Source organism: Salegentibacter chungangensis, from assembly GCF_042678405.1.
Lineage (GTDB): Bacteria > Bacteroidota > Bacteroidia > Flavobacteriales > Flavobacteriaceae > Salegentibacter_A > Salegentibacter_A chungangensis.
Genome location: NZ_JBHTLI010000002.1, coordinates 176,253 through 191,872, shown reverse-complemented (window position 1 = coordinate 191,872; position 15,620 = coordinate 176,253). Strand labels below are relative to the sequence as shown.

Here is a 15,620-nt window from a genome sequence, read left to right as displayed (position 1 = left end):
GCGACTGTTTTGTGAATAATGTAATTCGTTATAAAAAAATGTGAAAAGAAAAATCTGGCAGGATTAAGCAGATTTTAATACCATCTTCTGGTAAACAGCTTGATAAGAGTGTTAAGATCTAAAGCCACTATAAACCTTATTTTTTGATCATAATTGGGTTGGCCCACTTCCCATCCTAAATTAGAGTAAACCGGGAAGAAGACTTCAAAATAGTCTGAAACTAGGCTAACTCTTACTCCGGAGTCATAAAGGAATTTGGCATCCTGATGCTTATTCTTGACCAATCCCATATCTCCATAAACAAATATCCACTTCCATAAATTGGTGCTGGCATTCACGCTACCAAGCCACTGGTTGGCAAAAGCGGGCTGTAGCTTAGATTTGAAGCCGCCCTCAGCCATAATGAACTGTTGGCTGAAAAGTCCGCTTCCCTGGCTTCTTCCGTAGTAATTATAATCGAAGAGGTAATCTGTAGGGCGGTCCAGCGCAAAACTGAAATAATCGTCTCCACGGTCATCATTGTAAAGAAAAGTACCTGCAAAGAACCTTAGGTTGATCTGCCTGTTACTTCTGAAAAGCTTTCGGTATTCAAGGCTTAAGGAGATCTTGCTGAATTTCTCTGCCAGCTGATAATCGAAGGTCGCGGAAGTGTGATGGGACATATGCGGGTTACTGTACCTGTACTTTACATTGAATACATTATAGTTTGGCTCGTCTACAGGATTTTCGGGATCCAGATCTCTTTGAACACTTACGTTCCTTATCATTAAGCTCTGGTGCTCATTATCCCTTAAATATTTATTGCGGTAAGCAAATATCAAAAAGGGAGAGTATTTATTGTAGAATAGGTCGTAACCATAAGAGAAGCGGGTACCTCCAACTCCATACCTGATGGCATAAAGTTTTTCGTTCTCAAACTGATGTGTGTTCATTACAGAAGCCGAACCTACCACGGTCTTACTGGTGAATCCAAATTTAGGAGATATCTCGAACTGAAAATTCTTCGCCAGGATGGTCTTGTTATAAACTTTAGGCCCTATGGCTACCCCGTCATAGAGGTTGTATTCAAACTCGGGCATAAAGAAGATCTGTGTGTAGCGCGGGTCTTCTATGTCCTGAAAAAGCCTGAATTGCAAGGGCTTATTAAGAAAAGTGGACACTCTTTTGTAATTGTCTCTTTGATTGAACTCAGGGATCTTTTTCTCATAATTAAGTGCCACTCGTTCAATATTGCCCCGGGGTAAACTTACCGTCTTTTCCTTTTCGAAATTATCTACCCAGACCTTATAAGTGATGTTACCATCATTAAGACCGTAAAGGGAGACAGGCATCCGGTTGTCTTTTTTATTTAAAACGGTCACCCTTAATGAATCTTCGGTCTTTTCTACATTTTTTATCCGAAAATCTATCTTTTGATTGCTGCCCACGTAATCTTCAAAGAACCAGGAGATATCTTTAGTGGTATTCTTCTTTAAAATCTCTTCAAAAGTATCGTCCGGGGTGACCTTTAGATGGTAGTTCTTATAGAATTCAGAAACCGACTCTTTGACGGCATCTGTGGTAAGATAATCTTCAAGGTATTTAATTCCCACCCCGGCCTTGTAGCTGTTAGCTATATTCCTGTTGAATTTCACCAGAGAGTCCTGGGCCATAGTAAGCGGCTGGTCAAGATTCATCCTGGCCATATTCATATAAAGGAACTGGTACTGATCGTTAAATTCGAGATCTGCGGCGTGAAACCACCTTACCCCAATAATATCACTTAGGTTGCCTATGAGTTTCATTTTAGGGTAATAGGTGTCCACATAATCCATCATTAAGGAGATCATAATGGCATCATTCACCCATTGCTCATCCCGCGGATTCACCAAGAGTGTGTTTTTTAGAAAATAGGAGGTGATGGTCTTCATTTGCTTGATGTCATACTGAAAACCATCGGGAAACGGACGTATGAAATTCGGAAGCTGATTTAAGCCGTATACGGGACTGTTTAAATAATCTTCCCGGGTCACAAAAAGTTTTTTATGAGGATACTCGCCTAGACGCTGTTCCAGGAAACGCATTATCCGCTGAACGATGAGCCCTTTAATTCCGGTTTGCAGCCCGTCATCCTCAACGTTGGTTACTATTTGATGTCCTTCGGTAACAATATCATCAAAAAGCTGGGTATTGGTGATATAGATTTTTGAGTCTACCCTGTTGCTGCCTTCCAGTTTCAGCGTTTTTTGCTTTTCCTCACTTACTATTTCGGTTTGATTCAGGGCTGTGCCTATGTGATAATTTTCGGGAATTTTGAGACTGATCTTAATATCATAAGGAGAGTTGTATTGGTTGCCCAGGTTTTTATGACTGTAGAATTGCCAGCCTTCATTATAAACAACAGGGGTTAAATACCAGTACCTTAGTTTAAAGTTCTTTTCATTGTCAACCCCAAAACGGGTGAATTTATCGCTTGGGACCTTTACCTTGTAATTAAGCTGAAGGGTGTAGGTTTCTCCTGGTTTAAGAGGAGAGTCCAATTCTATTTTCAGGATATCGGGATATCCCGCCGGCCTGTCCCAGTTTAGGAAATTCCCTCTATTACCTGCAATAGAAAAAATAAGGGTGCTGCCACGCTCTTCTTCCCGGGCAAAATGAAAACGCCTCACATACTCCTCAGCAAATCTCCTGGCCAATGGCGTAACCTTATGTTTAAAAGCATTTGCCCAGTCGTTCAGATAGATCTCGTTTAAAGCCTGGTCACTGGTATTGGTATACTTTATTTGCTGCTGAATATAAAAACTGTGGTTTTGCACATCAAGTTCGGCATTGATGTCAATCTGGTTTTGTGCAAAACCGCAGCTTATTCCTGCAAGCAGTATAAAATAAAGAAGGAAGCCTTTCAAGGAATTCAGAGGTGTTAACTTATAAATATTAAGATTAAATATACTCAAACTTCGGTCAAAACCCCTCGGGGAATTACTAGAAGTTTGGACTCAGGTTATACTCATCGTAGAATTCGTTCAGGATCTCAATAACTTCGTCTTCAGTATCAACAACCTGTACCAGGTCTATATCTGCAGCGCTTATATTTTGAAAGCTGTCCAGAAGGGTTTGTTTGATCCAGTCTACCAGGCCGCCCCAGAATTCGCTTCCTACCAGGATGATCGGGAATTTGTCGATCTTATTGGTCTGGATAAGAGTGATCGCTTCAAAAAGCTCATCCAGGGTTCCAAAACCTCCCGGCATTACCACAAATCCCTGGGAATATTTTACGAACATTACCTTTCTCACAAAGAAATAGTCAAAATCAAGACTCTTATCGTTATCGATATAGGGGTTGTCGTGCTGCTCGAAAGGAAGTTCGATATTAAGCCCCACGGAAGTTCCGCCACCAAGATGCGCTCCTTTATTACCGGCTTCCATAATACCCGGTCCGCCACCGGTGATCACCCCGTAACCGTTCTCTACGATCTTTTTGGAAACCCGCTCGGCAAGTTTATAGTATTTCTGATCGGGTTTGGTTCTGGCAGATCCAAAAATGGATACACAGGGCCCTATCTGGCTCAACTTTTCATAACCATTCACAAATTCTCCCATTATCTTGAAGATAGCCCAGGAGTCGTTTGTTTTTATCTCATTCCAGGTCTTGTTTCTTTGAGTTGTTCTCATTTTTATTTTTAAAGTGTCTTTGTTATTGCAGTTCTTTCTTCAGGAATTTTGCGGTGTAGCTTTTTCTGCTTTTTGCTACCTGCTCGGGCGTACCTTTGGCGATCACCTCACCTCCGTGCTTACCACCTTCTTTTCCTATGTCAATAATATAATCGGCCATTTTGATCACATCCATATTGTGTTCAATGATCAGGACGGTGTTTCCTTTATTGGTAAGTTTATTAAGGACTTCCATCAAAACCCTGATATCTTCAAAATGAAGACCCGTGGTTGGCTCGTCCAATATATAAAAAGTATTCCCGGTATCACGCTTAGAAAGCTCTGTTGCCAGTTTAATTCTTTGGGCTTCACCTCCGGAAAGGGTGGTACTTTGTTGTCCCAGAGTGATATATCCCAGTCCTACATCCTGAATAGTTTTTAATTTTCTGTAGATCTTGGGAATAGGCTCAAAGAAAGAAGTGGCCTCATTGATGGTCATTTCCAGAACATCAGAGATAGATTTCCCTTTATACCTTATTTCCAGAGTTTCTCTGTTGAACCTTTTTCCCTGACAGGTTTCACACTCTACATAAACATCAGGCAGGAAGTTCATTTCAATCACTCGAAGTCCGCCGCCGCGACAGGTCTCACATCTTCCTCCTTTCACATTGAAACTGAAACGCCCGGGTTTATAGCCTCTTATCAGGGCTTCCGGAGTTTTGGCGAAAAGACTTCTGATCTCAGAAAACACCCCCGTGTAAGTGGCAGGATTGGAACGCGGAGTCCTTCCTATTGGCGATTGATTGATGTCTATCACCTTGTCTATATTATCAAGCCCCTTGATGCTTTTATATGGTTTTGGAGCCTTCACGCCATTAAAGTAATGAGCGTTCATAATAGGGTAGAGGGTCTCGTTAATAAGGGTCGATTTCCCGCTTCCGGAGACTCCTGTGACCGCTATCATTTTCCCCAACGGAATTTTCACGGAAACATCCTTGAGGTTGTTTCCTGTAGCCCCTTTAAGTTCAATGAATTTCCCGTTTCCTTCTCTTCGTTTCTTCGGAATTTCTATCTGCTTGGTCCCGTTAATATAATTGGCTGTAAGCGTATCGTGTTTCAGAAGTTCATTTGGCGGCCCTTCACTAATGATCTCCCCTCCGTGACGACCAGCCTTAGGACCAATGTCGATGACGTGGTCGGCACGTTCTATCATATCACGGTCGTGTTCCACCACGATCACCGTATTTCCTATATCCCTGAGTGAAATGAGGGAGTTAATGAGCTTTTCGTTGTCCCGCTGGTGGAGCCCGATGCTGGGCTCGTCCAGTATATAAAGCACACCTACCAGTTGTGACCCTATCTGGGTGGCCAGCCTGATTCGCTGGGCCTCTCCTCCTGAAAGGGATTTTGAACTACGGTTAAGCGAAAGATAAGTTAGTCCCACATCTACCAGAAACTGGATTCGGGTTTTGATCTCTTTCACTACTTCTGAAGCGATCTTGTTTTGCTTTTCGCTAAGATGCGATTCAAGGTCTGAAAACCAGTCGGCCAGATCACTGATGTCTTTCCCGGCCAGTTCAGCTATATTCTTATTATTGATCCTGAAGTATAAGGACTCCTTTTTAAGCCGGCTGCCATCGCAGGCCGGGCACTCTATCTTATCCATATATTCCTTTGCCCAGCGGCGCAGGGATGTGGAGTCGTTATTTCTGTAGGTGGTTTCAATGAATGTAGCCACCCCTTCAAAGTCTATTTTATAGTCCCTGGTGATTCCAAGCGATTTTGATTCTTTAGAGAACTTTTCCTTTCCGCCGTGAAGGATCATTTCAAGGCCCTCCTTAGGGATTTCAGAAATAGGATCACTCAGCTTAAAATCGAAACGTTCGGCGATCAATTCCAGCTGGGAGAAGATCCAGTTCTTCTTTTGAGGTCCCTGTGGTGCAAGGCCGCCGTTCTTTATGGATTTTGAATAATCTGGAATTATCTTGTCTACATTCACCTGGTGAATAGTCCCTATCCCGTTGCATTTGGGGCAGGCCCCTTTGGGAGAATTGAAAGAAAAGGTGTTGGGTTCTGGGTTAGGGTAGGAGATTCCCGTGGTTGGGCACATCAGATTCCTGCTGAAATACCTGATATTCCCTGTTTCCTGTTCCATTATCATTAAGACATCATCCCCGTGATACATAGCGGTCTTGATACTTTCATCAAGACGCTTTTGAGCATCGGTGTTTTCGTCAATTTTCAGCCGGTCTATTACGATCTCGATCTCGTGGGTCTTGTAGCGGTCAAGTTTCATCCCTTTTATGATGTCCCTTACTTCACCATCGGTCCTTACCTTTACAAAGCCTTGCTTTGCCACCTGTTCAAAAAGTTCCCTGTAATGCCCTTTCCTGGACCTGACCACAGGCGCTAAAACACTCACCTTTTTCCCTTTAAAATCTTCTATGATGAGATCTTTGATCTGACTATCGGTATAACTCACCATCTTTTCACCGGTATTGTAGCTATATGCTTCTCCGGCCCTGGCGAACAGTAAACGCAGGAAGTCATAGATCTCGGTGATAGTCCCTACCGTACTTCGCGGATTTTTACTGGTGGTCTTTTGCTCTATGGCGATTACGGGAGAAAGCCCATCTATCTTATCAACATCGGGACGTTCCAATCCTCCCAGGAACTGCCTTGCGTATGCCGAAAAAGTTTCAATATAGCGCCTTTGGCCTTCCGCATAAATGGTATCGAAAGCAAGAGAGGATTTTCCTGATCCCGAAAGACCGGTAATTACAACCAGTCTTTCGCGCGGGATATTTACGTCTATATTTTTTAAGTTGTGGACTCTTGCGCCCAGTACTTCTATATTTTCTTCGGTTTTGGTCATATTTTTTGTCAAGGTGGCAAAGTTACTTAAAGTGTTGCTAACTAAAAAGGAAGCTTATTCCTGCAAGTGTTAATTATGCTTTAAAATAAGAGCATTTGTCAATCCTGGATTTTAAAATATTAAGACTATATGTTTTAAGCAGGCCAAAGGAATTACGAAATTATAAGGCGGAAAATGGAGCAGGCATTTTTGACTAAAAAATCACCCTCTTGACCTTGGTTTAATCTCTTGGATGTCAGGATAATATTACTGAAATAAATTACCAGGTATACAGAATATCCCTTATATTTGGTATAACATTAATTCCCCCAAATCATTTCGATTTTATTCCCCCCGGAATCCCGGTTACAGATCTGTAACTGGTAATTGCGCCCCTTTGTATTGTGAGGTTTATTAATTATTGATCCTGAGAGGATAAAAAACGTGCGGAATGATTGCAGAGAAAAAACAATTGCTGGTGATTAGCACCAAGCCTGAGCTAATCAAGACATTGAAAGAGGGGTTAAGCCTTCATTTTGAAATCAATATTGCCAATTCCATCCATACCGGATATAATGTGGCATTGAATTTACTACCCGATATTATATTGCTGGACCAGACTTCTATGAGGACCCCAAGGAACCTTAAGAATCTAAGCAATTTTAAATCTACACACTTTCTCAACAGATGCTGGCTGATTATGTATGCTGATGAGGATCAAAAACCTGAACTGGAAAAGTCTTTTAAGAATGTAGTAGATGAGTTTTATTATAATATAATATCTGCCAAAAGTCTTTGCGGAATTCTTGTTAAGAAGGTTTATTCCAATTTCTCGCTTTCAAATTACTGGAAAGATTCATTTATGGGTCTTTTTAACTTAATTCCAAAGCCCGTACTGTTGCTCAAACAGGATGATGTTATTGCCATAAATGATGCTTTTAAGCAAACTTTCAGGGTTAAAAAGTCTGAGGGACTAAAGCTTACGGATTTTGTGAATTGTGAAAATAAGATCAAGGTGAAAGCCAGTTTGCGGAATTTTGCCCGGGGAAAACATATGAAGGCCAGTACCCGTACATCATTACTGCTTAAAAATGATAAGGAACGGAATGCTAAGATCAGTTTCTCAAAACTGAACAAGAATCAGGGCGATCAGTTTATTATGATCATCGACTTTTCAGGAGAGGAAACCCTGGTCACTCCAAATATTGGTTCTAATTCTGAAAGTGTGGAAAGATGCTTCAGGGAGAACAGCAAACTCTGTGATTTTAGTTTTACCAAACGTGAAAAAGAGATCATTGAGCTCCTTTGCAAAGGCTATAAGACCAAGGAGATCTCATCCACCCTATTTATATCTCCAAAAACAATCGAAAAGCACCGGTCTAATATCATAAAAAGGACCAATTCAGATACTATTCTGGAGAGTATCATTTATGCAATCAATCACAATCTTATTGACCTAAACCCGTCCTGAGAAATAAGTTAAACTCATTATATACGGGTTTCCCCCCATAACGTAATAGCTGATAAACTTTCTATTTTTATAAGGAAATAAGAGAGTCACCCCACTTCCTTCTTATTTACTGATGTTCCCCCAAATCTTTCAATACCTATTGTTGAGCATGATATCTCTGCCTTTGAACTAAAGGACGGGAGCTATTTATAATTTTTATTAACCATTCTAAGTATTAACCTAAATTTTCTAATTATGAAAAAACTTAAAAAGTCCCTTTCTGCGTTAGTAATAGCTACTATGCTATTTACTTCCTGTAGTAAGGATGAGACCTCTATTGCGGAGGAACCTGTATCCGATCAGGTTGCGGTACTAACTTTAGGCCCTGTTCTAAATGACGTGCTTAATCGTAATGCTCTAAGACAGCAGTCTGTACCGGACTGTTCTGAAGCTGCTCCTGCTCACGCGCAAATCTCCTTTGTTTATGGAGACTCAAATACGCCGGTAGATATAGTTGTGGACATACTATCTGATGAAAACGGTCTCTTTACAGCCTATGATGAGGCTTTAGAAATACCAGTTGCTTCGGGAGAAACCACAGTTTCAGTGTCCCTTACAGATTTTGTGGTGTGGGATGATGATAATGGTTCACCTGGTAATGTGATCTGGGTGGCACCTAAAGAAGGGAGCGAATATGCCCAGTTTGTAGATGAACCATTGGATAAAACATGGGAACTGCGTGCAGGAACAAAGACCTATACAGATGTAGAGGTAATATGTTTTGATAATAGGGATGCAAACCTGTATGGATATCAGTTCTTTACCATAACTCCTGTTCCGCTTATTGAATTCTGTATGTTCGGAAATTATTGTCCGCCAAGCGGAAGACACTATCCTGCATCTTACAGCGTAAGTGTATGGGAGTACGCTGATGGTGAAGTAGGAGACCAGATCTATGAGGACCTTGTAAGTGAGTTGCAGATGGAAAACGGAGAATACTATGCCGATCCTTTATGCTTTGCTTTACCAGATCGTGAAGGACAGGATGAATATTATGTAGAGATCTTCCTGCTGGATGCTGAAGGTCAATACGATGGTCCTGACAGAGTGATCTTAAGCGGTGTGATTACGGACGATGAGATTAAAACCTTCTATAACGGAGATAATCTGGATTACTATCACTTCCAGTTTGGATGTGGTGATGATGGGCCTCCGCCATTTAATGATCCTACAGTAGAAGCCAAACACTACAAAGCTTGTATTAAATCTCTGGATGATACTTATGCAGTAGGTTTTGCGTACCTGATGCTGAAAGGTACCGAACTGAAAACTACCGTTCTTGCAGCGAATCTAGAAGCGAATAAGATGCATCCTCAGCATATTCATCAAAATGCAAGTTGTGATGATTATGGTGGTGTATTCTGGCCTCTTGAACTGGAAGGCGGAGGTTTCCCAACTGCAGATGCAGATGGAATACTGACCTATCAAAGAACATTTGCTTTGACTGCGCAGCAAGCGGCCAATGCTAACTTCGCCGATCGTACAGTTGTTCTTCACGGAAAGACTGTAAATGGAAACTACGAGGCAGGACAACCTGTAGCTTGTGGAGAATTCTCAATCTTAACTTATTAAAGGCATAGGGCCGATTTTAGGCAAACCTTAAATCGGTCCTTCACTTTATCAATAAAAATAACATTATGAAATCAATTAAATATTACCTGGCTTTTATAGCCATATTCTCTCTGCTGCTTACTTCTTGTAGTAAAGATGAAACAACAGATCCCGGAACACAGGCTACAGAGAAAGCTACGCTTACTTTTGGACCTGTTTTGAATGATATGTTGAACCGAAATGCAATGAGGCAGGATGTGCCTGATTGTACTGAAGATGCACCGGCATTTGCTGAAATTTCTCTGGTATACGGAGCTGATAATACAGCTGTAGATGTGGTGGTTGGAATCCTTTCTGACGAAAACGGCTTATTTACAGAATATGCCGATGAACTGGAGATTCCTATTCCGGCCGGAGAAACCTCGGTTTCTGTTACCTTAAATGATTTTAAGGTGTGGAATGAAGTTGACGGTGCACCCGGAGAGGTCATCTGGCTGGCACCAAAAAGCGGTAGTGAATATGCGCAATTTGTAGAATCACCTTTGGCAATGACTTTCGACCTTAGAGCAGGAAGTAAGAACTATGTAGATGTGGAGGTGCTATGTTTCGATGATCGTGAGGTCAATGAGTATGGCTACCAGTTCTTTGATGTGATTCCTGTGAAACTCTACGAATTCTGTGTGTTTGCCAACTATTGTGTGGAGTCAGGCAGAGACTATGTTGCAAATTATTCATTGGATATCACCTATATAGGCGATGGAAATACTATTCCAATACATGCAGGAGAGATGCCAACTACAGGAAACACTGAAGATGATGATTCCGGTGACTGGTATGCAGACCCATTATGTTTGGCTATTCCTGCGCCTCATTTTGGCGAGGGAGCAGATGAACCTTATATAAGAGTAACAGCTACTTTACAGGACTGGCCAGGAAACTACGGAACTGCAGATCCTGCAGATCCTATTACAGCAGATCTTAGCTGGAATCAGGTTCAGGAGTTTTTCGATGGGGATAGTAACATAGATTACTGGCATATCTTCTTCAACTGTGATGTAGAAGAGTGTGATCCGGTACTTGATCCTGATTGTGATGGTCAGGATGATCCTACGGATAACTGTCCTACGATATATAATCCTAATCAGGAGAACAGTGACGGTGATCGTTGGGGTGATGCCTGTGATAACTGTCCTGAAGTAGACAATGAAGATCAGACTAATAGTGATGGTGATGAGCTTGGTGATGCCTGTGATAACTGCCCTATGGTAGATAACCAGGATCAGGCCAATCAGGATGATGATGCTTACGGAGATGTTTGTGATAACTGTCCTGAAGATGCTAATGATCAAACCAATAGCGATGGAGATAGCCACGGAGACGCCTGTGATAATTGCCCTATGGATTCTAATGAAAACCAGTCTGACGGAGATGATGATGGAGTAGGAGATGTTTGTGATAACTGTCCTAATATTTCTAATCCTTATCAGGAAGACAGGGATAATGATGGAATTGGTGATGCCTGTGATCAGGATGCTCCGCCATTACAAGGATGCGAAACGGCATTTAGATTCGGAAGTATATCCTTTATCAATGACCTTGGTTTCAATAATAACCGCTGGGGTTGGGCAGATTACTTCGACGGTTCTAACGGAACTTTCACTGAAGACTTCTATGCCGGAGCCGGACAGGAAGATATAACTAATGGATTCCTTGCGGGAACTGTTACCGTAACTGTTACTGATGATAATGTTAAGGTGGTTATTGATCTTGCAAATGGCGTTTCGATAGATGAATCTCACATTTATTACAGTGAATATGAGCCAACAAAATCGGCGCCGGGACAATACGGTAATACCGATGATGACCCTGCTTCTGGAAAAGAATACAATTTTGACAGAACCGAAAGCGGTGACTTCTACTTAATTGTACATGCAGAGGTGTGCGGTAGTGATGATGATTAATTAAAGGGAGCTATTCGGGCAAATCCCGAATAGCTCTTCTTTTAAAATTTGACGGCTCTTGAGAAAGTGGCCGTACCAAAAATAAATTTTTAACCATTCGAAATATTAACCCTAAAAAACTAATTATGAAAACTTTGAAGTATTATTTAGCCTTTACGGCTGTATTTGCCTTATTGCTGACTTCCTGTAGTAAGGATGAGACCCAGATGGTAGACAATCCTGTGTCTGATGAGGTAGCGGTGCTGACCTTTGGACCTGTTTTAAACGATATGCTGAACAGGGCCCAGGTAAGACAGGATGCGCCTGCCTGTTCAGAGAATGCACCGGCCTATGCACAGATCTCCCTTACCTACGGGGCATCGAATACTCCGGTAGATGTGGTTGTTGAAATTTTGTCTGATGATGACGGGCTTTTTACGGCTTATGATGAAGCGCTTGAGATCCCGATACCTTCAGGAGAAACCTCAGTAGCAGTGACCCTCACCGACTTTTTGGTCTGGGATGACGATAACGGTTCTCCGGGAAGCGTGATCTGGGCAGCACCAAAAGAAGGCAGTGAATATGCACAATTTGTTGAAGATCCTTTAGATATGACCTGGGACCTGCGTGCGGGAACCAAGAAGTATGTAGATGTAGAGGTGATCTGTTTTGATGACAGGGAAGTAAACCTTTATGGATACCAGTTCTTCGATATCATTCCGGAAGTGCTTTACGAGCTTTGCTTCTTTGCGAACTACTGCAGTGACAGCGGAAGACACTATACGGCTAACTACAACCTGAATGTTTGGTATGGTGATCCTGATAACGGAGGTACTTTGATCTATGAGGGATTGATGCCTGCAACCGGAAACACCGAAGATGATGACTCCGGAGACTGGTATGCCGATCCATTATGTATAGCTGTTCCGGGACCACAGGATGGAGAAGGAGCAGATACGCCATACTTATATTATGAACTGACTCTTGCAGACTGGCCCGGAAGCTACGGTACAGCCGGAGATCATATGATGAGTGGTTCATTAAGCTGGAACGAGGTAGATATGTTACTTGGCGATGACGGTACTTCAGTAGAATATGAACACGTATTCATCAATTGTGGAGATGACGGTGGTAATGGTAACGGAGGAGATACAGATGCCGATAATGATGGTGTTACTGATGATATTGATGAGTGTCCTAACACTCCGGCAGATACTGATGTAAATGAAGTGGGCTGTCCAGATTCAGATGGAGACGGAGTATATGATAACAACGACCTTTGTGAAGATACAGCAGAAGGTGTTAATGTAAATGCTGATGGTTGTGAAGATACAGATGATGATGGAATTGCAGATATCAATGAAAATGAAGGCTGTGTTAATGATCCTGATCCAAATTGTGGAGAAACTTCAGACTGTACTCTTGACGCTCCGGATGCCGGATGTGATACTGTTTATCTTGATGGTACGAACGGAGGACAGGATTTTCTTGAAATAACCAGTAATTCCGATTTATTTACTGTTTCGGGTTATGATGGAGCCATTACAATCAGTTTAATTGACGGTAATCCGGTGGTTATAGTTGAAGCGGCAGATCCTGATCAAATAAAAGTTGAGGTTGCTCAAACATTAGATGGAGAAGTTCACTGTCAGGTGGTTAATGCTGACCCGGACGCTTCGCCAGAAGCTGAAATCGTATTTGGTTCGCTGAATTATAGTTTACCATATTACATTAAAGTTTCAGGGACATTTTGTCAAAATTGATTTTAAGATTAACCCAATGGAATTAATTAACCGGGGGGTGACTAATTTATTGGGTTAGTTTTTATTCTTTGCCTGGTATCTTAAACCACGGTGAGAATAAAAGAGGCTGTTTGGATTTTTCCAAACAGCTTTTTTTTGTTAAAATTAACCATATGTTTTTCTAAGGCAGGTATTTATATAAGTTAGCTTTTAGAAGTCGGGATCTTAAAAAAAGAGATTTAAACTTAATAAAATCTAAGGAACTCAACCTGTGTTAATTAGGAGTTAAAATTGAATCGCTGTGCGGCCCCCGGAAATATCAGGGATGAATTAATCTCTGGTGTTTGTAGGAAACTGACTATTAATGATTTGTGAGGTTTCAAGGTCTCTTATTGTGGCATATACTTTGCAAAAATCTGAACCATTGAATTAAAAACAATTAACAAATTTTTCATTAAAAGAAATTAACCCTACTTATGAGAAAAAGAAATTTAATGTTTTTACTGCCGGCTTTAGCTGTTTTGTCTTGTAGTAAAGACTCTATTAATCAAACCGAAGAAACAGAACAGTTAAAATCAGGAACAAAAGAAGAGAAAATGAATGTGGAGGCAGCATTCCCTACAAAGTTTGGGAGTGTTTCCGAGGTATATTATGCAGGTAAACGAATACCTGTAGAAGATGTAAAAGGAAAATATGTCTATCAGGGAGATATCATATTTGATAAGGATATGGTGACCTCAGAGCCGGTACAAATGGTATTCGAGGAAGGGGAGACCCCTCCTGAGCAAAGAAGTGTAGGGCGTACATCAGGGATGTGGCCCAATAATACAGTATATTATGCCATAGACAGTAACTTGCCCGATAAATACCGAGTTGAGGATGCCATTGCCCACTGGGAGTCCAAAACTTCTTTAAAATTCGTTCAAAGAACAAGTCAGTCTAACTACATATATTTCACCCCGGGATCCGGATGTTCTTCTTATGTTGGGATGACTGGTAGTAAGCAGCCTGTAACCCTCGCCAGCGCCTGTACAACAGGGAATACAATTCACGAGATTGGTCACGCAGTTGGGCTCTGGCACGAACAGAGCAGGGTAGATCGTGACAGCCATATTACCGTTCATTATGAGAATATTCAGAGTGGTCGAGAGCATAACTTCGATACTTACGCAGAAAACGGTCTTGATGGTAATGAGTTTACTTCGAATCTGGACTTCAATTCCATAATGATGTATGGGCCTTATTCGTTCTCGAGCAACGGTCAGCCTACTATTACCAGAGCTGACGGGAGTCTATATCAAATTCAGAGAAGTAAACTGTCCAACGGTGATGTTGCCGGTATCAACAGTATGTACTCCGGAGATGGGGGGACTACAGAGCCTAACTACATTAACGGAGAATACTATACTATAGAAGGTTTAACCGTGTTAAGGTCGAATGACAGGTGGTATTATTTTTCGGAAAACCTAAGCAGATGGAAACAGGTTAGATTAAGTAACAATGGATATTGGTACTTTCTGTAATCACTCTATAAATGCTGTAAAAAAAGGCCCGGCTTCTAAAAGCCGGGCCTTTTTTTATTTTTCACCTTGGGTAAGAAGTGATGATTTCACAAAATCTTTGTAGATTAAATACACAGTTATTTGGTTTCCTTTAACAGGCGAAGATTAAGTTTAAATATTTTGTCGATTATTTTTACAGTTTCCCGATTTCCTGTTCACAAAAGTCCTGGAGCTCACCGAAGAATCTAAAAAAGTCATCTTCGAATTCGGAGTAGTATAATTTAAGGTCTTCAGTAGCCAAATTCATTCTGGATTTGAATTCCGTTCTTCGGCTCATTTGATTCAGAATTCTTCCAATGCCTTCAATGCTTGCATAACTTAAAAGCCAGTTATCCCTTACCATAAAAGGCAAAAAATACTGAACCCTTTCAGGGAGTATTTCAGAATTTTCATTGAGTAGATCGTAAAATTCTTCACTATATACTTCGAGAGGCGTTTCTGAATATTTATCCCAATTAGCTGCCAGAAAATGGTCGTAAAGAATATCTACGATCACTCTGCTGTAATGCCCATACTTGTTGAATAATCGCCCTGTACTTTTTTTAAATACCGGATGAGAATCTGTAAAGTCGTCTATAGCCCTGTGAAGAACGATTCCCTGCGCAATGCGTTCCGGAAAATCAAGATACTCTTTGCCTTTCACAGAATCTGCTATGAAATTACCGATCTTGAGTTCATCGTCCTCACCCGAGAGGTATATATGGGCCAGATAATTCATAATAGAAAGTTACGGATTTAATTAATGAGCCTGTTTAAATTCTGTTAAGTTTTGGCATTTAGTATAACGGCCTTGTATATTTGTCGGGCTGCCCTAAAAAATATCCGGGCCTC

Annotated in this window: 9 protein-coding genes; 5 read left to right on the top strand and 4 right to left on the bottom strand. The window is 41.3% G+C overall.

The window, feature by feature from the left end:
- Positions 1-74: 74 nt before the first annotated feature.
- The 3 genes from ACFQ3Q_RS11505 to uvrA all read right to left on the bottom strand — a co-directional run bounded on the left by ACFQ3Q_RS11505 (position 75) and on the right by uvrA (position 6,505).
- Positions 75-2,885 carry a metalloprotease gene (locus tag ACFQ3Q_RS11505; protein ID WP_380745970.1) on the bottom strand — a complete coding sequence of 937 codons (2,811 nt, stop codon included), beginning with the start codon at positions 2,883-2,885 and terminating at the stop codon, positions 75-77.
- A 76-nt stretch (positions 2,886-2,961) separates the two neighbouring features.
- On the bottom strand, positions 2,962-3,651 hold the full coding sequence (locus tag ACFQ3Q_RS11500) for an LOG family protein (protein WP_380745968.1): 690 nt from the start codon (positions 3,649-3,651) through the stop codon (positions 2,962-2,964).
- 22 nt (positions 3,652-3,673) lie between these two features.
- On the bottom strand, positions 3,674-6,505 hold the full coding sequence (gene uvrA, locus ACFQ3Q_RS11495; protein WP_380745966.1) for an excinuclease ABC subunit UvrA: 2,832 nt from the start codon (positions 6,503-6,505) through the stop codon (positions 3,674-3,676).
- A 430-nt stretch (positions 6,506-6,935) separates the two neighbouring features.
- Between uvrA and ACFQ3Q_RS11490 the strand changes: the two genes are divergently transcribed.
- The 5 genes from ACFQ3Q_RS11490 to ACFQ3Q_RS11470 all read left to right on the top strand — a co-directional run bounded on the left by ACFQ3Q_RS11490 (position 6,936) and on the right by ACFQ3Q_RS11470 (position 14,750).
- The gene (locus tag ACFQ3Q_RS11490; RefSeq protein WP_380745964.1) at positions 6,936-7,955 is read left to right on the top strand and encodes a response regulator transcription factor; all 1,020 of its coding nucleotides are present in this window, start codon (positions 6,936-6,938) and stop codon (positions 7,953-7,955) included.
- Between the two features lie 234 nt (positions 7,956-8,189).
- Positions 8,190-9,566 carry a hypothetical protein gene (locus ACFQ3Q_RS11485; protein ID WP_380745962.1) on the top strand — a complete coding sequence of 459 codons (1,377 nt, stop codon included), beginning with the start codon at positions 8,190-8,192 and terminating at the stop codon, positions 9,564-9,566.
- Positions 9,567-9,631: 65 nt separating this feature from the next.
- Entirely contained in the window at positions 9,632-11,506 is a 1,875-nt protein-coding gene (locus ACFQ3Q_RS11480; RefSeq protein WP_380745960.1) for a thrombospondin type 3 repeat-containing protein, read from the top strand.
- A 125-nt stretch (positions 11,507-11,631) separates the two neighbouring features.
- Entirely contained in the window at positions 11,632-13,248 is a 1,617-nt protein-coding gene (locus ACFQ3Q_RS11475; protein ID WP_380745958.1) for a hypothetical protein, read from the top strand.
- A gap of 455 nt (positions 13,249-13,703) precedes the next feature.
- Positions 13,704-14,750 carry a M12 family metallopeptidase gene (locus tag ACFQ3Q_RS11470; RefSeq protein WP_380745956.1) on the top strand — a complete coding sequence of 349 codons (1,047 nt, stop codon included), beginning with the start codon at positions 13,704-13,706 and terminating at the stop codon, positions 14,748-14,750.
- Between the two features lie 172 nt (positions 14,751-14,922).
- Here the strand turns inward: ACFQ3Q_RS11470 and ACFQ3Q_RS11465 are convergent, their stop codons facing one another.
- Positions 14,923-15,507: an acyl carrier protein phosphodiesterase gene (locus ACFQ3Q_RS11465; protein WP_380745954.1), complete on the bottom strand. Its 585-nt coding sequence runs from the start codon at positions 15,505-15,507 to the stop codon at positions 14,923-14,925.
- Positions 15,508-15,620: the final 113 nt, after the last annotated feature.